We start from the raw sequence: 22436 nt of genomic DNA on the forward strand, positions 1-22436 counted from the left end.
CCCGGGGAGGGGGCGCGGTTGCGATGCGGCTGCGGCCGCGTCGTAGTCGCTCGCTCACACGCGGCAGAGCCGCATATCGACAAGGCCCCGCGCCCCTTTCGAGGGCGCGGTTAGCCGGCGTCCGCCACCCGGCGGGCGTAGACGTGGACCAGGCCCTCTCTCGAGTCGTCCAGGTAGGTCGCGAGGAGGTGTTCGGCGCGGTCGCGATCGCCCGCCTGGAGGGTGTGCAGGAGTTGGCGGTTGCGGGCCAGGTAGGGCTCGTGGAGGCGGCGGGGGTCGTCCACCACGTGGAAGGCGAGGCGGAGTTCGGCGAAGACGCTGCGCATCACCTCGTCCGTGCGGTCGCTGCCCGCGAGGGCGACCAGGGCGCGGTGGAAGTGGATGTTGGCGGTGGAGACGCCCTTCCAGTCGCCCTCGCGGGCCGCCTCCAGGCCCTCCTCGACCGCCGCGGCGAGTCCGTCCACGGCGTACGGCGGGGCGCCCAGGCCGCGCACGACGGCGCACTCGACGAGCCGACGCACCCGGTAGATGTCCGCCACGTCCTCGACGGTCAGCACCCGTACGAACACGCCCCGGTTCAGCTCGTGGACCAGCAGCCGTTCGTGCGTGAGGAGCCGGAACGCCTCGCGCAGGGTGTTGCGGGAAACACCGAGCGCCCCGCCGATGCCGTCCTCGGACAGCCGCGTGCCGGGCGGGAAGTACCCCTCGGCGATGCGGCTTCTGAGGATGTCCGCCACCCGCTCGGCGGTGCTGGTCCGGCCCAGGAGGGCGCGGTCGTCGGCCAGCGGCGTCAACTGGTCTGCCATGCACGGGATTCAATCGCACACAGAAGAACGAGACAACATGGGTATTGAAGGATCGTTCAACGATCCTCTACCTTCCTGAGTAGGCCGCACAGGCTCGCACCGCTCGGCTCGTTCCCACGCACCCTCCGTCCCCTCATGCGAGGTGCTCATGAGTACGACCCCTCCCTCCCGGGCCCCCTCCTCCACCGACCCGCGCCCCGGCGTCCACACCGGAACCGGCACTGACACCGGCGCCGGCGCCGCGGCCCCGCCCGCCGACGACGGCCCTCTCGCCTTCTGGCGCGCGCTCGGACCGCGCGGCCGGCGCGCCTTCGGGGGCGCGTTCGGCGGCTACGCGCTGGACTCCTACGACTACTTCACGCTGCCGCTGAGCATGGTGGCGCTGGCCGCCTACTTCGACCTGGACAGCGGCCAGACCGGACTGATCACCACCGTCACCCTGGTGGTCTCCGCGGTAGGCGGCGCCGTCGCGGGTGTCGTCGCCGACCGGATCGGCCGCGTCAAGGCGCTGCTGATCACCGTGGTCACGTACGCCGTCTTCACGGTGGCCTGCGGCTTCGCGCCCAGCTACGAGACGCTGCTGCTCTTCCGCGCGCTCCAGGGGCTCGGCTTCGGCGGCGAGTGGGCGGTCGGCGCGATCCTGGTCGCCGAGTACGCGAGCGCCCGGCACCGGGGGCGCACGCTGGGCGCGATCCAGAGTTCCTGGGCCGTGGGCTGGGGACTGTCCGTCGTCGTCTACACACTGGTGTTCTCCTTCGCGGGCGACGACCTCGCCTGGCGCGTGATGTTCTGGACCGGCGCGCTGCCCGCACTGCTGGTGCTGTGGGTGCGCAGCCGGGTGCACGACGCGCCCGAGGCGGCCGCCGCGCGCCGGGAGAACAAGGGGAAGGGCTCGTTCGCCGCGATCTTCCGGCCGGGCACCGCGCGGGAGCCCGGGCTGCTGCGCACCACCGTCTTCGCGGGTCTGCTCTCCACCGGTGTCCAGGGCGGCTACTACACGCTGGCCACCTGGGTGCCGACGTATCTGAAGTCGGACCGCGGTCTGTCGGTGGTCGGCACCGGCTCGTACCTGACGTTCCTCATCTCGGGCGCCTTCATCGGCTATCTGACCGGCGGATACCTCACCGACCGGCTCGGCCGCCGGCGCAACATCTGGCTGTTCTCCGTGCTGTCGGCGGTCTGCGTCCTGGCGTACACGCACATCCCCGACGGCGCCAACACCCTTCTGCTGATACTCGGTTTCCCGCTCGGGTTCTGCATGTCGGCGATCTTCAGCGGCTTCGGCTCGTACCTGAGCGAGCTGTACCCGACGGCGGTGCGCGGTGCCGGCCAGGGGTTCACCTACAACACCGGACGCGCCGTCGGCGCCGTCTTCCCCACCCTGGTCGGCTACCTCGCCGACAGTTGGGGTGTGGGCGGCGCGCTCGTCTTCGGCGCCCTCGGCTACGGCCTCGCGGCGCTCGCGCTGCTGGGGCTCCCGGAGACGCGTGGAAAGGAACTGCGGTGAATCGCACCCAGGAGCGCCAGTCGGCCGGCACCGGGGACCGCCCCCCGGCCCGCGCACAGGACCGCCCCGTGACGGCGGTCGACGCGCACGCGCACGCGTGGAGCCCGAAAACGGCGCGCGCCCGCTTCCGCGAGGGGCTGGCAGGTCCCACGGCCGGGGTCGCCTTCGGCCACACCCAGGCCAATCTGATCTCCGTCCCCGCCGACTGGGCGTACGACGTCCTGCTGTTCTGCCAGCGCAACCCCAAGCCCTGTCCGGTCCTCGACGTCACGGACGCCGGCTCCCCCGCCACCGTGCTGGCCGAGGGCGCGGACCTGCGGACCGATCTGCCGCGCTACCGGGTGTGGCGCGACGGCGATCTGGTGGCCGAGCCCACGGATGTGACGCCGTACTGGCGCGACGACCTCGTGTCGTTCCTGATCGGCTGCAGCTTCACCTTCGAGTCGGTGCTGACCGGGGCGGGGGTTCCGCTCCGCCACATCGAGCAGGACCGCAACGTGCCCATGTACGTGACGGACCGCCAGTGCCGTCCGGCGGGGCGGCTGCACGGGCCGATGGTGGTCTCGATGCGGCCCGTGCAGCCGGAGCACCTGTCGGCGGCGATCCGGGAGACCAGCCTGCTCCCGGCGGTGCACGGCAGCCCGGTGCACTGCGGGGACCCCGCGGTGCTCGGCATCGGGGACCTCGCACGGCCCGACTTCGGGGAGCCGGTGGACCTGCGGCCGCGCGACATCCCGGTGTTCTGGGCGTGCGGGGTGACCCCGCAGGCCGCCGTCATGGCCTCCCGGCCGCCGTTCGCGCTCACCCACGCCCCCGGACAGATGTTCCTCACCGACGCTCGCGACGAGCAGTACCGCGTAGCCTGAAAACCCTGAGAACAGGGCCCGGACAGGGCCCGAGCAGGAGAGAACATGATCGACCTGAACGCCGATCTGGGCGAGGGCTTCGGCCGCTGGCGGCTCACCGACGACGCGGCACTGCTGTCGGTCGTCACGAGCGCCAACGTGGCCTGCGGCTTCCACGCCGGGGACCCGGCCACCATGCGGCGCGTGTGCGCGCTGGCGGCCGAGCGGGGCGTCCGCATCGGCGCCCAGGTCTCCTACCGCGACCTGGCCGGCTTCGGGCGGCGCGCGATGGACGTGCCGGCCGACGAGCTGGCCGCCGAGGTCGCCTACCAGATCGGCGCCCTGGAGGTGTTCGCCCGGGCGGCGGGGGCGCGCGTGGCGTACGTGAAGCCGCACGGCGCGCTCTACAACCGGGTGGTGCGCGACGAGGAGCAGGCGGCGGCCGTGGTCGAGGGAGTGCGCCTCGCCGACGCCGCGCTGCCGGTGCTCGGGCTGCCCGGCTCCCGGTTCCTGGAAGCCGCCGCGAAGGCCGGCCTGCCCACCGTCACCGAGGCGTTCGGGGACCGCGCGTACACCGACGAGGGCACGCTGGTGCCGCGCGGCCGGGACGGCGCGGTGGTCACCGAGCCGGACACGGTGGTCGAGCGGTCCCTGGGGCTGGCCCGTGAGGGCGAGGTGACCGCGCTGTCGGGCCGTCGGATCCCGGTGCGGGCCCGGTCGTTGTGCCTGCACGGCGACACCCCGGGCGCGGTGGAGCTGGCCCGCCGGGTGCGGGCACGGCTGGAGGAGGCGGGCGTGCGGGTGGAGGCGTTCGCATGACGATCCCGGTGCGGGCGCTGCCCGTCGGTGACCGGGCCCTGCTGGTGGAACTGGACTCCGGTGACGCGGCCCAGGCCCTCCACGCGGAGCTGCTCCGCCGCCGGGCCGCGGGCGCGCTGACGGTACGGGAGATCGTGCCCGCCGCGCGCACGGTTTTGCTCGACGGTCTGGACGAGCCGGACCGGCTCGCCGCCGAACTCCCCGGCTGGGAGGTGCCGCCGCTCGCCGCGCGGACACAGGAGGCCATCGAGATCCCCGTCCGGTACGACGGGCCCGACCTGCCGGACGTCGCCGCGCTGTGGGGTGTTCCGCCGGCCGAGGTGGCGCGGATCCACTCCGCCGCCGGCTTCCGGGTCGCCTTCTGCGGTTTCGCCCCCGGGTTCGGCTATCTGACGGGGCTGCCGGAACGGTACGACGTGCCGCGCCGGGCCACCCCGCGCACCGCGGTCCCGGCGGGGTCGGTCGCCCTGGCCGGGCCGTACACGGGCGTCTACCCGCGCGCGTCGCCGGGCGGCTGGCAGCTCATCGGGACGACGGACGCGGTCCTGTGGGACCACGCGCGGGTACCGGCGGCGCTGCTCACGCCGGGGGCCCGGGTGCGCTTCGTACCTGTGGGCCGGCGGGAGGACGAACCGGTCAGTCACCGGGAGACCGAGCCGGTGAGCCACCGCGAGGACGAACAGGCGGGCCACCGGGAGGACCACCCGATGAGCCACCAGGATCACGAACCGGTGAGCCGCCGGCGGAGCGACCCGGCGGGGTCGTCATGAGCGACCGCGCGCTCTCCGTCGTACGCCCCGGGGCGCTGACCACCGTGCAGGACCTCGGGCGGCACGGGCAGGCCCATCTCGGAGTGCCGCGCTCGGGTGCCCTGGACGCGCCGGCCGCCGCGCTCGTCAACCGGCTGGTCGGCAATCAGCCCGCCGCCGCCGTCCTGGAGACGACTCTCGACGGGTGCGCCGTGCGCCCCCGCTCGACGGTCTCCGTCGCGGTCGGCGGTGCCCCCTGCCCGGTCACCGTGGACAGCCGTCCGGCCCCCTGGGGCGCCCCGTTCCGGGTGCCGGGCGGTTCCCTGCTGGACGTCGGGGCCGCGCGGTACGGGGTGCGGAGCTACGTCGCCGTCTCGGGCGGGGTGGCCGTGGAGTCGGTGCTCGGCAGCCGCTCCACCGACCTGCTGTCCGGGCTGGGCCCACCGCCGCTCACGGCCGGCATGGTGCTCCCCCTCGGCCGCCCGGTCGGCGTTCCCGCCCACGTGGACGTCGGTCCGCAGCCGGCGCCGCCGGCCGAACTGGTGCTGCGCGTCACGCTCGGGCCGCGCGACGACTGGTTCACCGCGGCCGCGGTGCGCACGTTCACCACCCGCGCGTACCGCGTGTCCTCGGCCGGCAACCGGATCGGACTGCGCACGGAGGGGCCCGCCCTGGAACGGGCGCTGACCGGGGAACTGCCCAGCGAGGGCATGGTGCTCGGCGCGGTGCAGGTGCCCCCGGACGGGCACCCGGTGGTGTTCCTGGCCGACCATCCGACCACCGGGGGCTACCCGGTCCTCGCGGTCGTCCACCCCGCCGACCTGCCGGCCGCGGCCCAGGCGGCGCCGGGTACGCCGGTCCGGTTCGTGGTGGTGCGGCACCGCTGACGCGCGGCCCGGCGGTACCGCCCGCGGCTCGGGGCGCCCCGGGCCGCCGCCTCCCGTCGGCCGGGCGGCGGAAGTGCCGTCGGCGCGGGCGTCGCCCCGGGCGTCGATCCCACCCCGTGCACCGGCTCCGCCGCCCACGTCGGCAGTGCCTCGTGTGCCGCGGGGAACGCGCTCACCGCCGGGTCCGGGTCGAAGTGGGTGGCCTCGCGCGCGTGCCGCCTCGCGGCGCTCGTTCTCCGGGCGGTCGAGGACGTCCTCCACCGCGTCCGCGAAGGCCCGGGCGCCTCCTGCCGCGACAGCGCCCGCCGCGTACCGGTGTGGTCCCCGGGCCGGACGTGTTCGCGTCAACGTGGATCTTTCCTGACGGAGAACGTCCCATGAGCGGCCGGTTCCTCCGCCGCCCCGGGGTCCTCTCGCGCCTCAGCGGGTACGGGCCTCTGCACCTCGCATCCGCAGAAGCCCCTCGGCTCGCACCCGTCGATGCCCCTCGGCTGACGGGACTCACACCCGCCGGTGTCCCTCCGGTCCGATCCGGCTCCGTACGGCGGTCTGGACCTCGGCCTCCTCCGCCGGGTCCGCGGCGAGGCGGCGCAGGCGTTCGACGACGCGGGCGTCGCCGGTCTCGGCGTGCCGGGCGGCGATTTCGCGGGTGGTCTCCTCGCAGTCCCACAGGCATTCGACGGCGAACCCGGTCGCGAAGGAGGGGTCGGTGGCGGCCAGGGCACGGGCGGCCCGGCCGCGCAGATGGGAGGAGGCGGTCTCGCGGTAGACGTGCCGCAGGACGGGAGCCGCGCAGTCGATGCCGAGCCGTCCGGCGCCGTCGACGAGGGTCCACAGGGTCGGCGCGTCGGGTCCCTCGCCGCGCACGGCCTCACGGAGGGCGGCGAGCACCAGCTCCTTGTCCTCGGCCCCGCCGCGGCAGGCGAGCATCCGCCCGGCGGCGGCGCCCAGCGCGTCGGGCCGGTGGACCCAGCCGCGCGCCCGCTGGACCGCGGCGGCGTCGCGCATGCGTTCGAAGGCGGCGACGGCGGCCTCCGCGACGAGCGTGCCGCCGTCCGCCACGGCATCCTCGACCAGGTCGAGGATGCCGGGATCGCCCGCGTCGGCCAGATAGCGCAGGGCGGTGCAGCGGGCGCCGTCGCCGCCGAAGCGGGCGGCGTGCACGATCTCGGCCCGGTCCTCGGGCCCGGCCACGGCGCTCAGGCAGCGCGCGGCGGGCACATGGAGGGCGGCGCCGCGGTCGAGGCCCTGCTGGGCCCAGTCGAACACGGCCCGCACGCTCCAGCCGGGGCGGGGCCCGGAGGGCCTGAGCTGGCGCTGCCAGCGGTCGAAGCTGCCGGCCTCCTGGGCGGCGCGCACCCGGGCGGCGACAGAGGTGCGGGGGTCCTCGGCCCACAGCCGCCAGGGCCGGGGTTCGAAGGCGTCGCGCACCACCGCGGCGAGTTCGGCCTCGCCCTCGGGATCGGCGGGGAAGCGGGCGAGGACGGGGGCGGCCAGGGCACGCAGTGCCTCGTCGTCGTCGCGCAGCGCCAGCTCGTCCAGGGCCCAGGCCCAGTTGCTGCCGGTGGCCGCGTAGCGGCGCAGCAGGGCGAGGGCGTCCCGCCGGCCGTAGGAGGCGAGATGGCCGAGGACGGCGAGGGCGAGCCCGGTGCGGGATTCCTCGGTGTCCAGGACGTCCTCGGGATCGAAGAGGTGGGCCTCCACGGCATCGAGCTCGCCGTTCAGGTCGAGGTAGAGGCGGGCGTAGTAGAGGGAGCGGTTCTCCACCTGCCAGTCGTGGCGGGGGTCGCGCAGCACGCAGTGGTTCAGGGCCGCGAGCGCCTCGGCGCGGGGGGCGGTGAGCGCGTGCAGTGTGCCGTCGCCGCGGCCCCGCTGGAGGAGGCCGAGCAGCGTACCGCTGGGCGCTATGACCGGATCGAACATGGGAAACAGCCTCACATCAAGCGTCGACGCAACCGGGGAGCAACCGTGGTGCCTGGGTTACCTGGCCGCGTGACAACACGTCGGAGCGCCCGCCGTCTCTTGCTTGCTGTGAACCATCTTCCTCTGCCTCTCGTCGGTGGCCCATACGGACCGGTCACGGTCCGCGCGGTGCGGCAACACCTGCCCAGCCGTCGCGTCCGTGAATCACGACGTCATGATGGCCCGCTGGTCCTGCTGCCGCGACCGTATTTCCGGCGGCCCCGTGCCGCCTCCCCCGTCGTTCGGCGTCCTGTCCGGTCCGGGACGGTGTGGGCCGGTGTGCCCGTCGTCCCGAATGGCCAGGAGATTACCGTCAGTTGGCGCCGAAGAGCGCGAGGAGTTCGGCCCGGCCGAACATCCGCGCGGTGTCGGCGGCGGACGGCGTGCCGGCCGTCGGGTCGGCGCCGGCGGCCAGCAGGACCTCGATCACCTCGCGCTCGTTCTTGAAGACCGCCCCCGCGAGGGGGGTCTGGCCGCGGTCGTTGACGCGGTCGGCCTCGGCACCGCGCTCCAGCAGGGCACGGACCGCACCGGCGTGGCCGTGGTAGGCGGCGAGCATCACGAGCGAGTCGCCGCGGTCGTTGGTGAGGTCGGCCGGGACGCCCGCGTCGACGTAATCCACGAGTTCCTCGGTCCGGCCCCGCCGGGCGAGGTCGAAGATCCTGGTCGCGAGCTCCACGACCTCCGGGTCGGGGGCTTCACTCATCGCCGCTTCACCTTTCACTTCACTGCGTCCGTGGGGGGGTGCCCGTGAGGGGTGCCCGTGGGGGCCCGTCGGGCGGCCGGGGCGCGGCCGTACGGGTGAATCGCCAGCGTACTGGCTCCGCCCGGCACATGACCGGCGTCCGTCGTGGCGAGGATCACCAGGAGCCGTCCGCCCCGGGGGCCGGGCGGCCCGCCCCGGATGACGCCGGGGAGCGAGGCGGGAACACCAGGAGGATGCGGGAGGTGAAACGCCCGGAGATCACCCAGTTGCACCTTTTGTCATATGGATACATTCTGTGATCCTGGAAGAACTCGTGGTGACCACCCCCATCAACCAGGAGAGCTCAAATGATTCTGTCCATCTCAGGCGTGGTCCTGTTCGGCATCATCGTCTTCCTGTTCTTCAGGAAGGACGGCCTCAAGGCTTCCCACGCGACGGTCTCGGCCCTGTTCGGCTTCTACCTGGCGAGCACCGCGATCGCCCCCAGCATCAAAGCGGGCGGCGAGAGCCTGGCGAGCCTCCTCGGCGGAATCAACTTCTGACCTCCCTCAACCGCCCCGCACCTCCAGGAGACGCCGTGGTCCGCCGCCCTCTTCCCCGCATCCTCGCGCGAGGCAGCGCACGGTTCACCGGCACGGGCGGCGCTCAGCTCGCCCGCGGCCGTGAACTGGCCCGGACGGCGGCGGACGGAGCCACCGACGTCCTCCACCCGCTGATCACGGTCGCCCGTGGACTGCGCCGGCTGGCCTCGGCCGGACGGCGCAGGTGGGCGGAGACACCGAAGGACCGGCGCGGACCGCTGGTGTTCCTCGTCGTCGCGGTGCTCCTGGTGGTGGGCCTCGCCCCCTACGGGCCGCTGCTCGCCGTCGTGGCACTGATGGCGGCGGCCGCATGGCAGGGCCGCGGACAGGCCGCGCCGGTGTCCGAGGGCCCCGACGAGGCGCAGGCCGAGCGGCTGCGCGCGCTGTACGACGCGCTCGTCCCCTACTTCACGGCCGTCGGCGACCCCTCCCCGCTCTTCACCCACGGCGGCGACTGGACGGCGGCGCTGTCCGGCTACGAGTTCGACGAGGCGGACCGGGTCCGCGGGCTGACGATCCGTTACCCGGCGTATTTCACCGACGGCGAGCCCGAGTCGCGTGCCCGGATCGAGCAGGTGCTGCAGGCCAAGGCAGGCCGGGGCCGCGAATACCGCTTCACATGGGACGAGGTGGGCAACGAGTTGACGCTGAGCGTCCTGCCTCCGCTCCCCACCGACATCGTCGCCCAGCGCTTCGTGACCGCGCCGGGCGAACTCGTGCTCGGCTTCACCGACCCCGCCGGTGTCCCGCGCACCGTCCCCCTGGACTACGGCGCGGAACGGCGCGACGAGCCGCCGGTGCTGTGGCGCACCGGCCCGCGCTCCACGGAGCCGCACCTGCTGGCCGTCGGCGAGCCCGGCAGCGGCACGACGACCCTGCTGCGCTCGCTCGCCCTCCAGGCGCTCCGGCACGGCGACGTAGTGATCGTCGAGGGCGGGGGCACCGGCGAGTACGCATGCCTGACCGGGCGCGACGGCGTGCTGGCGGTGGAGTGCGCGCTCGCGGGGGCGGTGGCGAGCCTGCAGTGGGCGACCCACGAGACGGAGCGCCGGCTGATCGCCGCGAACCGGGCCCGGCAGGCCGGACAGCCGGCGCCGGACGACGTCCGGCGTCCGCTGTGGATCCTCCTCGACCGACCCGCCGTCCTCGGCCACCTGGCCGCCGGCGGCGGGCACGAGGACCCGTTGGCACTGCTCAAGGTGCCACTGCGGCACGGCCGGGCGGCGAACGTCACCGTGATGGTGGCCGAGCACGTCGACGGCCTCGACGCGCTGCCGGACGCGGTCCGGCAGCACACCCGGGCGCGCGTGGTCCTCGGACCGGCCGCCGCCGACCTGCTCACGGCGGTGCTGGGGGCACCGCCGCACACGACCCCCACCAAGGACGTCCCGCCCGGGCGCGGGTACGCCCGGCTCGGCGCCGGCCCGGTCCACCGGCTCCAGGTGCCGGCCACGCCGGACCCGTACGACGACGCCACCGGCGAGCGGGAGCGCGAGGCAGTGCTGGCCCTGCTGCCGGAGCGCACGGCGCCCGCGGGCGCGGGGCGCCTCACCAAGGACACCGGGTCCCGGACCGCGTCGGAGCCGGTGGCCGCGGAGGGGTGAGCGCTCCGGGCGTCCGGGCGGGCTCACGCCACGAACGTCCGCGGCGCCTCCGTCGTCCCCGTCGTCCCCGGCACCCCCGTGCGCACCATGTGCGCGGCGGCGGCCAGCCGGGTCGCCGCCTCCTGGGCCACCGCACCGCCCACGGTGAACGGCAGCCGGACGTAGCCCTCGAAGGCGCCGTCCACCCCGAAGCGCGGCCCCGAGGGGACGCGGACGCCCGCCCGCTCCCCCGCCTCGGCCAGCCGCGAGCCGGACAGCCCGCCGGTGCGGACCCACAGGGTGAGGCCACCGTGCGGCACCTCGAACTCCCAGTCGGGCAGCTCCCGGCGCACCGCCGCGACCAGGGCGTCCCGGTTCTCCCGGGCCTGGCCGCGCCGCAGCGCGACCGCCTCCTCCCAGCCGCCCGTGCTGAGCAGCCAGTTGACGGCGAGCTGTTCGAGGACGGGGGTGCCCATGTCGGCGTAGGCCCGGGCCGCGACCAGGCTGCGGATGACGTCCGGCGCGGCCCGTACCCAGCCGATGCGCAGACCGGCCCAGAACGCCTTGCTGGCCGAGCCGACCGTGATGACGGTCGAGCCCGCGGGGTCGAAGCCGCACACCGGGCGCGGCAGCACGGTGTCCTCGTCGAGGAGCAGCTCGCTCATCGTCTCGTCGACGACGACCACGGTGCCGGCCGAGCGTGCCAGCTCCACCAGACGGCGCCGCTGGCCCTCGTCGGCCAGCGCGCCGGTGGGGTTGTGGAAGTCGGCGACCACGTAGGCCAGCCGCGGCGCCGCCTCGCGCAGTACCTGCCGCCAGCGCTCCAGGTCCCAGCCGGCCAGCCCCTCGGCCATGGCGACGGGCACCAGCCGGGCGCCCGCCTCGCGCATGAGCTGGAGGATGTTGGCGTAGGAGGGCGACTCCACGGCGATCCGTTCGCCGCGCCCGGCGAAGAGGTGGCAGATGGCGTCGATCGCGCCCATCGCTCCGGTGGTGACCATGATCTGCTCGGGCATGGTCGGGATGCCCCGCACGGTGTAGCGCTCGGCGAGCATGGCGCGCAGCGCGGGCAGCCCCGCCGGGTAGTCGCCGTGCGTGTGGGCGTACGGCGGCAGCTCCTCCAGGGCGCCCTGGACGGCGCGGGTGAGCCAGGGCTCGGGGGCGGGCAGCGCGGCGGTGCCGAGGTCGATCAGCGAGCCGAGCGACTCGGGCGGCAGTGGTTCCAGGCCGCGCGCGGGCAGCGGGTTCCCCGCGGGTACGGCGGTCCAGCTCCCCGCTCCCCTGCGGGACTCCAGGAACCCCTCGCCGCGCAGGGCCTCGTAGGCGGCGGCGACCGTGGTACGGCTCACCGAGAGGGCGAGCGCCAGTTCGCGCTCGGCGGGCAGCCGGGCGGCGACCGGGACCCGGCCCTCCAGGACCAGCAGCCGGATGCCGTCGGCCAGGGCGCGGTAGGCGGGCGGGCGGCGGGTGCCGGGGCCGGCGGGGCGGTCCGCCTGCGAGCCGAGCAGCCGGGCGAGCTGTGCCGCGCCGACCGCGGATGTCCACTTCACCATGACGATCGGTCCACCTTCCTGGAATTGGCCCTGGATGGTTCGATTCCCCGAGCCACAGAGTGGCACGCGCCGGTCCACTTCAACCACCCGGGGGCTTCCTTGCCGACCACGCCGTCCGTCCCTATCTCGGGCCCCCCGCCCTGCGGCTCTTCACCCACCGCCCCTCCTGCTCCCGTCGTCCCTTCTGCCGTCCCCGATCCCGCCGGCCCCGCCCCGTCCGTGCCGCCGGAGCGCCGTCGTCTCGTGCGTCGGCTGATCCAGCTCTACGCCGGCCTGACGCTGTACGGCGTGAGCTCCGCCCTGCTCGTGACGGCGGGCCTGGGGATGGAGCCGTGGGGTGTGCTGCACCAAGGGCTCGCGGAGCGGTCCGGTTTCACCATCGGCGAGGTGACGATCGCGGTGGGCGCCGTGGTGCTGCTGCTGTGGATCCCGCTGCGCCAGCGCCCGGGGCTCGGCACCGTCTCGAACGTCTTCGCGATCGGTCTGGCCATGGACGCGACGCTCGCCGTGCTGCCCCCGGTGCACGCGCTGTGGCTGCGGATCCCGATGACGGCCACCGGCGTGGTCCTCAACGGGCTGGCCACCGGCCTGTACATCGCCGCCCGCTTCGGGCCGGGCCCGCGCGACGGGCTGATGACGGGGCTGCACACCCGCACGGGCCGGTCGATCCGGCTGCTGCGGACCGCCATCGAGGTCGTGGTCGTGGCCACCGGCTTCGCCCTGGGCGGCACCGTAGGTGTGGGCACCGTGCTCTACGCGCTGGCCATCGGGCCGCTGGCACAGTTCTTCCTGCGACTGTGCGCCGTCCCGTCGTCACTCCCGGGCGGCACCATGGTCGCCGGAGGGAAACCGCGGCGGACCATACTGCGGCGGTGACCACCGCGATACGCCACCCCTACCTCGACCACCGCGGACCGCTCGCCTTCGCCCACCGGGGCGGGGCCGCCGGCGGCCTGGAGAACACCGCCGCCCAGTTCCGGCGGGCGGTGACGGCCGGCTACCGCTACCTGGAGACGGACGTGCACGCCACGGCCGACGGCCGGCTCGTCGCGTTCCACGACGCGACCCTGGACCGGATGACCGAAGGCGCCGGCCGGATCGCCGACCTCCCCTGGGCCGAGGTGGCCCGCGCACGTGTGGCGGGCGGCGAACCGGTACCCCTCTTCGAGGATTTGCTGGCGGAGTTCCCCGACGTCCGTTGGAACGTCGACTGCAAGGCGGAGTCCGCCCTGTTCCCCCTGCTCGGTCTCCTCGGGCGCACCGGCGCCTGGGACCGGGTGTGCGTGGGCTCGTTCTCCGAGGCGCGGGTGGCCAGGGCGCAGCGGCTGGCCGGGCCCCGGCTGGCGACGTCGTACGGCACGCGGGGCGTGCTCGGCCTGCGGCTGCGTTCCTGGGGGCTGCCCGCCGCCGTCCGCGGTTCGGCGGTCGCGGCCCAGGTGCCCGAGCGGCAGGCGGGGGTGCCCGTGGTCGACGCCCGGTTCGTGCGGACCGCGCACGCGCTGGGGCTGCAGGTGCACGTGTGGACGGTGAACGAGGCGGAACGCATGCACCGGCTGCTGGACCTCGGCGTCGACGGCATCATGACCGATCACCTCGACACGCTGCGAGCGGTCCTGGAGGAACGGGGCGCCTGGGCCTGAGGCCGACGCGCCGATCGCGTCACGCCGGCCACCGTTCCCCCGCCGGCCGGCGGCCACCATGACGCGATCGTTTCGCCGACGGTCGCCCTCGCCGCCGGATTCGCCCTCTCTTGCGCGGGTTTCCTCACGACCGACGACGGATGACGCGGGCGACCCCGCCCCGACCGGATTTAGCACTCTGGACCAAAGGGCGGTAGTGTACGCGTTTGGCCTGCCAGGCGTACCGTTACTGCGCGTCAGAGAAGACGCAACGCTGGGTGACATCTGCTAGCAGATGTGACAAACCGGGCGCCGTTGGGTACTGCATGGGGAGACAAGGCTGCGGCTACGACGGCGACGCATGACCCGAAACGGGACACGGGACGGGAATCTTTACCGCCGACCGGACGTTGACCGGATGACGACGACAGCGACACCTGTCCTGTGGGCGACAAGCCCGGGAGGCACGATTCATGAGTGAGCGAGCTCTTCGCGGCACGCGCCTCGTGGTGACCAGCTACGAGACGGACCGCGGCATCGACCTGGCCCCCCGCCAGGCCGTGGAGTACGCATGCGAGAAGGGGCATCGATTCGAGATGCCCTTCTCGGTCGAGGCGGAGATCCCGCCGGAGTGGGAGTGCAAGGTCTGCGGGGCCCAGGCACTCCTGGTGGACGGTGACGGCCCGGAGGAGAAGAAGGCCAAGCCCGCCCGTACGCACTGGGACATGCTGATGGAACGGCGCACCCGCGAGGAGCTCGAAGAGGTCCTCGAGGAGCGGCTGGCCGTCCTGCGGTCCGGTGCGATGAACATCGCGGTTCATCCGCGGGACAGCCGCAAGTCCGCGTGATCCCTGCGGGGGTCGAGCGGTAGCACGGCGCACATCAGGCAGAAACGCGGGCGCCGTACGTGAAACACGTACGGCGCCCGCGCCTTTTTCTTTTTCAGGGGCGCGGGGAACTGCGCATCTTCTGGAGGTCCGGGGGCGGAGCCCCGGGGACGGGAAGGGCAGGGGCGGCGGGGGGAGAGAACCCGCCCGCCCGCCAGGTGGCGACGCCACCGACCCGTTCAGCCCGTGAGCGGCGGCCGATCGCCGTCGGCGTCGTGCGGGTTGCCGGGACCGTCGTCCCGGACGACCTCACCCGGCACCACCTTCCCGTCGGGCTGCCGCATCCGAGCCTGCTGGAACGCGTCACCGAGCGCCCCCGGGACCGCGGCGCGCAGCTTGCGGTCGATCGTGCGTTCCGTGTACGCGCTCACGGCCTTCTGGACCGGCGGGACGAGCAGCAGCAGTCCCACCACGTCGGAGAGCAGGCCGGGCAGCATGATCAGCAGACCGGCCAGCATCGTCAGGCCGTTGGCACCGCCGCTCTGCGGAGGCGCGCCGCGCTGCAGCGACTCGCTGAGGTTGGCGAACGCCCTGCGCCCGGCCCGTTTGACGACCGCCGCGCCGCCCACGAGCCCGGCGACCAGCAGCAGGAAGACCGCGAGCCCCCCGGCGGCGTCCGCGACCAGCAGGAGCAGCCAGATCTCCAGCACCAGCCACGCGGCGACGCCGAGCGGCAGGAGGGTGCGCAGGCGCGAGCGGCGGGGTCGGGCCGGGTACGTGGGACTCGAAGCACCAGACGTCATGGCTCCAGTGTGCCTGGGGCCTGCTCAGAACGGCGTAAGAGGGTGATCAGTCGGGCTGCTTCGGTTCCGTGCGCCCGGTGAGCCGGCCGACCCTCTCCCCCACGCCCCAGGAGGTGACCCGCCACAGGGCCTCCACCAGGATGTCGCGGCTCATCTTGGAGTCGCCGAACTCCCGCTCGACGAAGGTGATGGGCACCTCGACCACGTGGTAGCCGGCCTTGACCGCGCGGCGGGCGAGGTCGACCTGGAAGCAGTAGCCCTGGGAGGCCACCTCGTCGAGGCCGAGGCCCTCCAGGGTCTCGCGGCGGAACGCGCGGTAACCGCCGGTGATGTCGCGCAGCGGCAGGTCGAGGGCGAGCCGGGAGTAGAGGCTGCCGCCGCGGGAGATGATCTCGCGGGAGCGGGGCCAGTTGACCACGCGGCCGCCGGGCACCCAGCGGGAGCCGAGCACCAGGTCCGCGTTCTTCAGCGCGGTGAGCAGCCGGGGCAGCTCCTCAGGCTGGTGCGAGCCGTCGGCGTCCATCTCGATCAGCACGCCGTAGTCGTGCTCCATGCCCCAGCGGAAGCCCGCGAGGTAGGCGGCGCCGAGGCCTTCCTTGCCCTTGCGGTGCAGCACCTGGACGTGGTCGTCCTCGGCGGCCAGTTCGTCGGCCAGCTTGCCGGTGCCGTCGGGGCTGTTGTCGTCGGCCACGAGGACGTGCGCCTCGGGAACGGCCTCCCGCACCCGGCCGACGATGGCCCGGATGTTCTCCGCCTCGTTGTAGGTGGGGATGATCACCAAGGCCGTGCCGAGCGGGCCGAACCGTCTTCCCTGGGCTCCCGCCTCGGGGGTCCCCTCGCCGTCGTTCACTGCAGCCCCTTCATGTCCGTACGCAGAGCACCACCATAGTGGCCGCTGTCCGCGAGGACGCGACAGCACATGCCCACGGGGGTGTCGGTCGGACAGAAAGTGGGTAGGAGTGCGCGCCTTCGGGTGTCTTCTACCCGCCGCGGGCCGCTTCCACGGCCGTCGCGGGGGACGGGTTGGGGGCCCGGCGGCCCTTCGGGCCGGCCTGGGAACCGCGGGCTGCGGATCGACCTGAAGCCGTTGTCTACTGAGCGGCCGGGCCCCACCCGGGTCGCACCTGCCGGCCGGGCACGAAACGTCCCTTCGCCGTGGTGCGAACGCTGGGCCTGGCTCCCAGTGGCGGCGCGCCGACGGCGCACCAGCCCTGACCCAGCGGGCTCCGGCGGCCTCTCGGACGTGTCCCGGCCGGACGTGACGGTGGTGGACCCGGCAGAACCTACCGGCCCCCGACGGCTCGCTGTCAACACCCGTTCATGCTGCGGCTTTCCGATCGCGCCGCAGGTCAGCGGGGAGGAAACGCAGGTCGCGCCGCACCGTGCGGGGCGGGGGCGGCACCCGGGCGCCCAAGGAGATCACTCGCCCGGCCGTACGAACACGGTCCGGCCGCCCACCACGGTCCGCAGGCAGAGCGGCAGGTCCCGGCCGGGGGTCAGATCGGGCAGGCCGGGAGTGCCGGAGCGCGGGTCGGTGGACCAGCGGGCGACCCGGTCGTCGGGAGCCTGGACGACCAGTTCGTCGGTGCGCCAGACGGCGTAGTCCGCGGGTGCGCCGGGCACCAGGACGCCGGCGTCGTCGCGGCCGACGGCCCGCCAGCCGCCGCGGGTGTGTGCCGTGAAGGCGGCGCGCACCGAGACGCGGTGCTCCCGGGTGCGGTGGAAGGCGGCCGCGCGGACGGTGCCCCAGGGGTCGAGCGGGGTGACGGGGCTGTCGGAGCCGAGGGCGAGCGGCACTCCGGCGCGCAGCAGCGCCGCGAAGGGGTTGAGGGTGCGGGCCCGTTCGGTGCCCAGCCGCCGCGCGTACATGCCGTCCTCGCCGCCCCACAGGGCGTCGAACGCGGGCTGCACGGAGGCGGTGAGGCCGAGTTCGGCGAAGGCGGCGACCGTCTCGGGGGTGAGCATCTCGGCGTGCTCGACGCGGTGCCGGGCCGCCCGCACGCGGGCGAGGCCGGCCTTCTCGGCGGCGGCGCGGACGCCCTCGACCACCGTGGTGACGGCGGCGTCCCCGATGGCGTGGAACCCGGCCTGCAGCCCCGCCTCGGTGCAGGCGACGACGTGCGCGGTGACGGCGGCGGCGTCCAGGTGGGCGGTGCCGGTGTGGGCGGCGTCGGCGTACGGCTCGTGCAGGCAGGCGGTGTGCGAGCCGAGGGCCCCGTCGACGAAGAGGTCGCCGGCGGCTCCCCTCGCGCCCAGCTCACGCGCCCTGGCCACGCCTTCGTCGCCCTGTTCGGCCCAGTAGCCCACCACGCGGGGGCCGGGCTCACCGGCGGCGAGCCGGAGCAGCGCGGTGAAGTCGTCCTCGGAGGAGATGTCCGGGCCGCCGCACTCGTGGAGCGAGCCGATGCCGAGCGAGGCCGCGTGCGCGAGCGCGGCCCGCTGGGCGCCGTCGCGCTGGGCGGGAGTCAGCGCGTCCAGCGCGACGGCGCGCACCGCGTGGTGGGCGTCGCCGGTCAGCGGGCCGTCGGCGTACCCGGCGAGGCCGGTGACGCCGGGGACCAGGTCGAGCAGGGCGGTGGTGACGACCGCGGAGTGGACGTCGATGCGGGAGAGGTAGAGCGGACGGCCGCCGGTGGCCTCGTCGAGCTCGGCGCGGGCCGGGGGCCGGCCGTCGGGCCAGCGGGCGGCGTCCCAGCCGTGGCCGAGCAGGACGCGATCGGCGGGGCGGGCGGCGGCGAAGTCGCGGACCAGGTCGAGGGCGGCCCGGAGGGTCGGCGCGGCGGACAGGTCGAGCCCGGTGAGCGCGAGTCCGGTGGCGGTGGTGTGCACATGTGCGTCGGTGAACGCGGGGGTGACGAGTGCGCCGTCGAGGTCGACGATCTCGTCGACGCCGTCCGCGAAGGCGTCGGCGGCGCCTTCGGAGCCGACCCAGGCGACCCGGCCGCGTTCGACGACCATCGCGGTCGCGAACGGGTCGGCGGGGCTGTGGACCTCGCCGCGGCGGAGGAGGACGGTCTGCGGGTCGGGGGTGCGCTCACTCATGCGTAACAGTGTCGCGCGGACGGTGGGCGCGGCGGACGCCGGGTGGCCCCCGACGCGCGCCGGACCAGGGACGACGGTTGCCGGGTCAGATGCGGGGCGGGCGGGCCTCGTACGGTGTCGACAGGACGACCGTGGTGCGGGTGGAGACACCGGCCAGGGTGCGCACGCGGGCCAGCAGCTCCTCCAGTTCGTGGGGCGTGGCGACGCGCACCTTGAGGATGTAGTTCTCGTCGCCGGCCACGCTGTGGCACGCCTCGATCTCGGGGACGCCGGCCAGCCTGTCCGCGATGTCGTCGGGGGCGCTGGGGTCGAACGGCTTCACGGAGATGAAGGCGGTCATCGGCAGCCCCACCGCCTCCGGATCGACGACCGCGGCGTAGCCGCGGATGACACCGCGCTGCTCCAGCCGGCGCACGCGCTGGTGCACGGCCGACGTGGACAGGCCCGTGGCCCTGCCCAGGTCGGTGTAGCTCATCCGCCCGTCCGTGACGAGCAGCTGCACGATCTGTCGGTCCAGCTCCTCCATGGCGCAAGAACCTACAGTGCCGCCGATCACCCCGGACAGCTCCGCGTCACAGGTCGTGCCCGTTCGTGACCTGCGCCGGGCCCGGTACGCGCGGGCGGGCGTGTCCCGCGGGGCACCTCGTCAGGCACCTGCGGGCGGCATGTGACGAACGCCACAGTGCCCGGACAGGCTTCGTGATGTCCTCGTGATTACCCGACTGGCGGGGCGGGAAGTGCTTGCTGTGGTCGAGGCCGTAGCGCCTGATCGGCCCAGCCCTAGGGGGAGAATCCCATGCAGAGTGTGAAGCGCCCTGGCCGTTCCGTGCCCAAGCGGCTCAAGGCCGTGATCGAGCCCGAGCCGGAGGGCGTCGAACCGGACGACGAGTTCGACGCGTACGACACGTTCGAGATGTACCGGGTGATCTGCCCGGACTGCGCGCAGCCCATCGCGCTCCTCGCCGACGAGGAGGTCCTGCCCGAGCACGCGCTGTGCGCGTCGCCGTGGAACCCCTTCGGCCTCACGGTGTGCGCCGGCACGGGCCGCGCGGCGGACGAGGCCCGCCCCGCGGACGAGTCGCTGGAGCCGCAGCAGCAGGAGACGGCTCTTCTGCTGACCCTGCCGCAGGGTCTCGACTGGCGCACCCAGCCGTTCTCCCACGTCGGCGGCCCCGGCTCCCGCCCGATCCGCGTCCCGACGATGCGCCGAGCCGCTTAGACCACCCCGACGCCGGGCCCTCGACCGGGGCCGCCCAGGGGTCCGCAGGGGCGGACCCCACACGCCCCACGGAGGCAGGGGCCCTGCCTTGGACTCAGGGGGCGACTGGGGGCGAAGCCTCACGTGTCGCTCAGCGTTGAGTGAGCAGAGCCCATCTCTCGCGGCCGGCAGAAGGCGAAGCCCCACGTCTCACTCAGAGCCCGGCTTCTCGGGGTTGGCAGGGAACGAAGCTCCGGGTGCCCTCTCGGAGCCCAAGGGGCGGAGCCCCTCTCTCTCGGGGTCCGGGGGCGGAGCCCCTCGGGGGTCCGGGCGGAGCGCGAGGGACGGCTCGGGGGCGGAGCCCCGCACGTCTTTCGGGGGTCCGGGGGCCTGCCTGCCCCCGGTGGGGTTGAAGGGGCGGAGCCCCTCGGGGACGGGAAGGGTAGGGGCGGCGGGGGGAAAACCCGGGTTCGCCCACCTACCCCCGTAAGAAAGACCGCGCCCCAGGGCGCGAACCCCCGTACGGACCCCGTGTGGGACACACGCCCGAATCCCCGGGCCGGTGACCCCACCACCCACCCTCGCGTTTGCCCGGTATGACCCCCACGTCCTCAGTGACCGGCCACCGCCGACGGGTGTTTCTGCCGGCCCCGGCCGATTCGGTCACTGTTCCCCCCGCCCCGCCGCAGCCACGGCCGCAGGACCCTCCCATCTACCGCGCCCTGATCCGCACCTGGGCCGACCGCGGCCGCACCCTCCCCGGTCGCCACGACCCGGAGTGGACCCGCCTGACGGCGCCCCCGCGCACCACGGCCCGGGGCGCCGACGAACCACCGTGGACTCCCCCGGCCGTAGCGCGCGAGCCCGGCGGCACCGTGCACGGCTCCGGCCGCGTACGGACACTCGACCCGGCCGTCGGCGGCCCGGCCGTCGGCGCGCTGCACTCCTGACGGTTCAGGCGCGCCTCAACCCCGCGTGGCCCCGCCCCGATGCGCCGCCGCCGGCGCCGGATACGCCGGGTCCAGCTCCTCGATGGCCCGCAGCGTGCCACCGAGCATCTTCGCCAGCAGCTCCCGCAACGTGTCCCGGGGCAGACCCGGACGGTCGATCCAGTCGAGGGTCGTGCCCTCGACGCTGCACAACCAGCCCAGCAGCCCCATCCGTGCGAGCGGCGCGGTCTCCTTGCGGCCGTACGTGCTCTCGGCGATCGCCTCGATCATGGCCTCGCGCACCCCGTCCCGTATCTCCTGCACCTCGGTGTCGAAGCCGACGCCCCCGCTGACGATCGCGCGGTACGCGGCCTGGTTGTGCTCGGCGTAGCGGAGGTAGCCGTCGAGGGTGCGGTGCAGCCGTTGTGCGGGCGGCAGATCCTGCCCCTCGGCGGCACGCGTGACGAGGCCCGCGACCGAGTCCTGGATGATCGCCAGGTAGTAGCCGCGCTTGGACTGGAAGTAGTAGTAGATCAGCCCCTTGGCCACCTGCGCGTGCCGGGCGATGTCGTCCATCGAGAGCGCGTCGTAGGACGTGTCGGAGAACAACGTCCGCCCGATGGCGATGAGTTCGGCGCGGCGCGCCACGGAACGGTCGGTCCCGCGCGCCCGGGGGCGTGCGGTGTCGCGCTGCTGACTGTGCGTCAATTTCGGCCCATGTCTGGAGCGGTCGGGCGGGACAGCGGCAGTATGGCAGAGCCATCCCGCCCGCATGTTCGACTCCGATCACCGACCCGCGTTCAGGGATGTGCCCTCCGAGGGGCGGACCCGCGGGTCAGAGCAGGCCGAGCTGCGTGACGAGCATCGCGAGGACGACGACGAGGATCCAGCCGAGGGCGTGCTCGAGGTACGGGGGGCGGTCGTCCTTCGGCCCGCCGGTGCGGGCGTTCAGGCGTGCGGCGGTGGCAGACAGTGCGGTCATGGCTTCTCGCTGTTGTTCGTCGTGCGGCGGACCCGGACTCCCCCACCGTGCCACCGGATGCGACGGACGCGGCCGAGAGCTTGGTCACAGGCGGTGGTGCGCACGGTGGGGCCGGGGTACGAGGTGCGCGGTCAGCCCTCCCGGCCGGGGAGCATGGACAGCGCCCGGGAGCGCAGGGCGACGAGGTCGTCGTAGGTGCCGTCGCGCTCGGCGAAGCGGTGCCCGAGGACCCCCTTGACGAGAATCTCGCGGGGTGTGGGGTCCTGCGACAGCAGCTCCATGACTTCGCTCAGGAAGTCGTCGAGCGGCAGCGCGTTCGGATTCACCTTCTCCTGGCCCGCCGTGGCGACGGCCGGCGGGACGAGTTCGACGACGTCGACCCCGGTGCCGTCGAGCTGGGCGCGCAACGCCTCGGAGTAGGCGTGCACCGCGGCCTTCGAGGCGGCGTAGCTGGGCATGGGCGGGAAGGGCAGGAACGCGATGCCGGAGGTGACGGTGACGAAGGTGCCGGCGCCCCGCCCGACCAGGTGCGGGGTGAAGGCGTCGAGGACCCGGACGGTGCCGAGCAGATTGGTTTCCACCGTCCAACGGGCCGTCTCGAAGTGCGCGGGGTCGCGCAGGTCCTCCATGGCCATGACGCCTGACATCGTCACCACGGTGTCCAGTCCCGGGTAGCGGGCGAGCACGGCATCCCGGGCCTCGGTGACGGAGGCGTCGTCGGTGACGTCGAGGGCGACCGTGCCGAAGCCCTCTCCGGCGAGTTCCGCGAGTGCGCGCGGGCTGCGGCCGGCGACGGCCACGGTGCTGCCCGCCGCGGCGAAGCGGCGGGCGAGTTCGCGTCCGATGCCGGAGGTTGCGCCGACGACGAGGACGGTGCGGTCGGAGAGATCCACGGGATCTTCCCTTCGTACGGGGCGCCGTCGGCACGGGGCCGGCGACGCGAGCGATGAGGAACGGGTGAGGAAGAGCGTCCGTCCAGAACGGGCGGCACGACGGCAAGTCTCGGCGGGCCGCGCCGGAAGTGGCAGAGCCCCCGTC

At 74.2% G+C, this 22436-nt stretch carries 22 protein-coding genes and 1 pseudogene; 12 read left to right on the forward strand and 11 right to left on the reverse strand.

The genetic code is table 11. The annotated features are described in order from the left end of the window. Positions 1 to 110 precede the first annotated feature (110 nt). On the reverse strand, positions 111 to 806 hold the full coding sequence (locus tag QFZ64_RS06635) for a GntR family transcriptional regulator (RefSeq protein ID WP_307063307.1): 696 nt from the start codon (positions 804 to 806) through the stop codon (positions 111 to 113). A 148-nt stretch (positions 807 to 954) separates the two neighbouring features. On the opposite strand from QFZ64_RS06635, the gene QFZ64_RS06640 reads away from it, so the two are divergent. From QFZ64_RS06640 to QFZ64_RS06660, 5 genes and pseudogenes are all read left to right on the forward strand, one after another. Beyond that, a complete protein-coding gene (locus tag QFZ64_RS06640) occupies positions 955 to 2313 on the forward strand; it encodes an MFS transporter (RefSeq protein WP_307063309.1) in 1359 nt (452 codons plus the stop codon). Continuing rightward, on the forward strand, positions 2310 to 3179 hold the full coding sequence (locus QFZ64_RS06645) for a putative hydro-lyase (protein WP_307063311.1): 870 nt from the start codon (positions 2310 to 2312) through the stop codon (positions 3177 to 3179). The genes QFZ64_RS06640 and QFZ64_RS06645 overlap by 4 nt, the downstream gene beginning before the upstream one ends. A gap of 45 nt (positions 3180 to 3224) precedes the next feature. After that, entirely contained in the window at positions 3225 to 3977 is a 753-nt protein-coding gene (locus QFZ64_RS06650; protein WP_307063314.1) for a LamB/YcsF family protein, read from the forward strand. A gap of 8 nt (positions 3978 to 3985) precedes the next feature. Next, a pseudogene (locus QFZ64_RS06655) lies at positions 3986 to 4594 on the forward strand (allophanate hydrolase subunit 1); the annotation flags it as partial. Positions 4595 to 4743: 149 nt separating this feature from the next. Continuing rightward, positions 4744 to 5613, forward strand: coding sequence for a biotin-dependent carboxyltransferase family protein (locus QFZ64_RS06660; RefSeq protein ID WP_307063316.1), 870 nt, complete (start codon positions 4744 to 4746; stop codon positions 5611 to 5613). A gap of 501 nt (positions 5614 to 6114) precedes the next feature. Here QFZ64_RS06660 and QFZ64_RS06665 read toward each other — a convergent pair. Next, positions 6115 to 7536, reverse strand: coding sequence for a HEAT repeat domain-containing protein (locus QFZ64_RS06665; RefSeq protein WP_307063318.1), 1422 nt, complete (start codon positions 7534 to 7536; stop codon positions 6115 to 6117). Between the two features lie 352 nt (positions 7537 to 7888). Beyond that, entirely contained in the window at positions 7889 to 8281 is a 393-nt protein-coding gene (locus QFZ64_RS06670; RefSeq protein ID WP_307063320.1) for an ankyrin repeat domain-containing protein, read from the reverse strand. A 347-nt stretch (positions 8282 to 8628) separates the two neighbouring features. On the opposite strand from QFZ64_RS06670, the gene QFZ64_RS06675 reads away from it, so the two are divergent. Further along, on the forward strand, positions 8629 to 8823 hold the full coding sequence (locus tag QFZ64_RS06675; RefSeq protein WP_006141523.1) for a hypothetical protein: 195 nt from the start codon (positions 8629 to 8631) through the stop codon (positions 8821 to 8823). Between the two features lie 35 nt (positions 8824 to 8858). Further along, entirely contained in the window at positions 8859 to 10466 is a 1608-nt protein-coding gene (locus QFZ64_RS06680) for an ATP-binding protein (protein WP_373430562.1), read from the forward strand. Between the two features lie 23 nt (positions 10467 to 10489). Here QFZ64_RS06680 and QFZ64_RS06685 read toward each other — a convergent pair whose 3' ends face one another. After that, positions 10490 to 11998, reverse strand: coding sequence for a PLP-dependent aminotransferase family protein (locus QFZ64_RS06685; RefSeq protein ID WP_307063324.1), 1509 nt, complete (start codon positions 11996 to 11998; stop codon positions 10490 to 10492). A gap of 219 nt (positions 11999 to 12217) precedes the next feature. Between QFZ64_RS06685 and QFZ64_RS06690 the strand changes: the two genes are divergently transcribed. The 3 genes from QFZ64_RS06690 to QFZ64_RS06700 all read left to right on the forward strand — a co-directional run bounded on the left by QFZ64_RS06690 (position 12218) and on the right by QFZ64_RS06700 (position 14465). Beyond that, the gene (locus QFZ64_RS06690; RefSeq protein ID WP_307063326.1) at positions 12218 to 12874 is read left to right on the forward strand and encodes a YitT family protein; all 657 of its coding nucleotides are present in this window, start codon (positions 12218 to 12220) and stop codon (positions 12872 to 12874) included. Then, the gene (locus QFZ64_RS06695; protein WP_307063328.1) at positions 12871 to 13638 is read left to right on the forward strand and encodes a glycerophosphodiester phosphodiesterase; all 768 of its coding nucleotides are present in this window, start codon (positions 12871 to 12873) and stop codon (positions 13636 to 13638) included. The genes QFZ64_RS06690 and QFZ64_RS06695 overlap by 4 nt, the downstream gene beginning before the upstream one ends. A 452-nt stretch (positions 13639 to 14090) precedes the next feature. Then, positions 14091 to 14465 (forward strand): RNA polymerase-binding protein RbpA, encoded by a 375-nt coding sequence (locus tag QFZ64_RS06700; protein ID WP_003977404.1) that lies wholly within the window; start codon positions 14091 to 14093, stop codon positions 14463 to 14465. 218 nt (positions 14466 to 14683) lie between these two features. Here QFZ64_RS06700 and fxsA read toward each other — a convergent pair whose 3' ends face one another. The 4 genes from fxsA to QFZ64_RS06720 all read right to left on the reverse strand — a co-directional run bounded on the left by fxsA (position 14684) and on the right by QFZ64_RS06720 (position 18815). Continuing rightward, positions 14684 to 15247 (reverse strand): FxsA family membrane protein, encoded by a 564-nt coding sequence (gene fxsA, locus QFZ64_RS06705; protein ID WP_307063330.1) that lies wholly within the window; start codon positions 15245 to 15247, stop codon positions 14684 to 14686. A 46-nt stretch (positions 15248 to 15293) separates the two neighbouring features. Continuing rightward, positions 15294 to 16097, reverse strand: coding sequence for a polyprenol monophosphomannose synthase (locus tag QFZ64_RS06710; RefSeq protein ID WP_307063332.1), 804 nt, complete (start codon positions 16095 to 16097; stop codon positions 15294 to 15296). Positions 16098 to 16666: 569 nt separating this feature from the next. Beyond that, entirely contained in the window at positions 16667 to 18289 is a 1623-nt protein-coding gene (locus tag QFZ64_RS06715; protein ID WP_307063334.1) for an amidohydrolase, read from the reverse strand. Positions 18290 to 18374: 85 nt separating this feature from the next. Continuing rightward, complete coding sequence (locus tag QFZ64_RS06720; RefSeq protein WP_307063336.1) at positions 18375 to 18815, reverse strand: Lrp/AsnC family transcriptional regulator; 441 nt, start codon at positions 18813 to 18815, stop codon at positions 18375 to 18377. Positions 18816 to 19085: 270 nt separating this feature from the next. Here QFZ64_RS06720 and QFZ64_RS06725 point away from each other — a divergent pair, with 270 nt between their 5' ends. Both QFZ64_RS06725 and QFZ64_RS06730 read left to right on the forward strand, forming a co-directional pair. After that, entirely contained in the window at positions 19086 to 19508 is a 423-nt protein-coding gene (locus QFZ64_RS06725; RefSeq protein WP_307063338.1) for a hypothetical protein, read from the forward strand. Between the two features lie 575 nt (positions 19509 to 20083). Further along, complete coding sequence (locus tag QFZ64_RS06730) at positions 20084 to 20437, forward strand: hypothetical protein (protein ID WP_307063340.1); 354 nt, start codon at positions 20084 to 20086, stop codon at positions 20435 to 20437. 15 nt (positions 20438 to 20452) lie between these two features. On the opposite strand, the gene QFZ64_RS06735 is transcribed toward QFZ64_RS06730, so the two are convergent. The 3 genes from QFZ64_RS06735 to QFZ64_RS06745 form a co-directional block, all read right to left on the reverse strand. Continuing rightward, the gene (locus QFZ64_RS06735; RefSeq protein ID WP_307063342.1) at positions 20453 to 21124 is read right to left on the reverse strand and encodes a TetR/AcrR family transcriptional regulator; all 672 of its coding nucleotides are present in this window, start codon (positions 21122 to 21124) and stop codon (positions 20453 to 20455) included. A 127-nt stretch (positions 21125 to 21251) separates the two neighbouring features. Further along, positions 21252 to 21398, reverse strand: a complete 147-nt coding sequence (locus QFZ64_RS06740) for an SCO1431 family membrane protein (RefSeq protein WP_307063343.1) — start codon at positions 21396 to 21398, stop codon at positions 21252 to 21254. Between the two features lie 131 nt (positions 21399 to 21529). Further along, complete coding sequence (locus tag QFZ64_RS06745; RefSeq protein ID WP_307063345.1) at positions 21530 to 22291, reverse strand: SDR family oxidoreductase; 762 nt, start codon at positions 22289 to 22291, stop codon at positions 21530 to 21532. Between the last annotated feature and the right edge of the window lie 145 nt (positions 22292 to 22436).

The sequence above is a fragment of the Streptomyces sp. B3I8 genome (genome assembly GCF_030816915.1).
Taxonomy (GTDB): Bacteria; Actinomycetota; Actinomycetes; order Streptomycetales; family Streptomycetaceae; genus Streptomyces.

Bases quoted from the DNA above. Each gene is read 5' to 3' on its own strand.
- QFZ64_RS06635 (WP_307063307.1), bottom strand. From the start codon at position 806: ATGGCAGACCAGTTGACGCCGCTGGCCGACGACCGCGCCCTCCTGGGC.
- QFZ64_RS06640 (WP_307063309.1), top strand. From the start codon at position 955: ATGAGTACGACCCCTCCCTCCCGGGCCCCCTCCTCCACCGACCCGCGC.
- QFZ64_RS06650 (WP_307063314.1), top strand. From the start codon at position 3,225: ATGATCGACCTGAACGCCGATCTGGGCGAGGGCTTCGGCCGCTGGCGG.
- QFZ64_RS06660 (WP_307063316.1), top strand. From the start codon at position 4,744: ATGAGCGACCGCGCGCTCTCCGTCGTACGCCCCGGGGCGCTGACCACC.
- QFZ64_RS06665 (WP_307063318.1), bottom strand. From the start codon at position 7,536: ATGTTCGATCCGGTCATAGCGCCCAGCGGTACGCTGCTCGGCCTCCTC.
- QFZ64_RS06670 (WP_307063320.1), bottom strand. From the start codon at position 8,281: ATGAGTGAAGCCCCCGACCCGGAGGTCGTGGAGCTCGCGACCAGGATC.
- QFZ64_RS06675 (WP_006141523.1), top strand. From the start codon at position 8,629: ATGATTCTGTCCATCTCAGGCGTGGTCCTGTTCGGCATCATCGTCTTC.
- QFZ64_RS06685 (WP_307063324.1), bottom strand. From the start codon at position 11,998: ATGGTGAAGTGGACATCCGCGGTCGGCGCGGCACAGCTCGCCCGGCTG.
- QFZ64_RS06700 (WP_003977404.1), top strand. From the start codon at position 14,091: ATGAGTGAGCGAGCTCTTCGCGGCACGCGCCTCGTGGTGACCAGCTAC.
- fxsA (WP_307063330.1), bottom strand. From the start codon at position 15,247: ATGACGTCTGGTGCTTCGAGTCCCACGTACCCGGCCCGACCCCGCCGC.
- QFZ64_RS06715 (WP_307063334.1), bottom strand. From the start codon at position 18,289: ATGAGTGAGCGCACCCCCGACCCGCAGACCGTCCTCCTCCGCCGCGGC.
- QFZ64_RS06720 (WP_307063336.1), bottom strand. From the start codon at position 18,815: ATGGAGGAGCTGGACCGACAGATCGTGCAGCTGCTCGTCACGGACGGG.
- QFZ64_RS06725 (WP_307063338.1), top strand. From the start codon at position 19,086: ATGCAGAGTGTGAAGCGCCCTGGCCGTTCCGTGCCCAAGCGGCTCAAG.
- QFZ64_RS06730 (WP_307063340.1), top strand. From the start codon at position 20,084: ATGACCCCCACGTCCTCAGTGACCGGCCACCGCCGACGGGTGTTTCTG.
- QFZ64_RS06740 (WP_307063343.1), bottom strand. From the start codon at position 21,398: ATGACCGCACTGTCTGCCACCGCCGCACGCCTGAACGCCCGCACCGGC.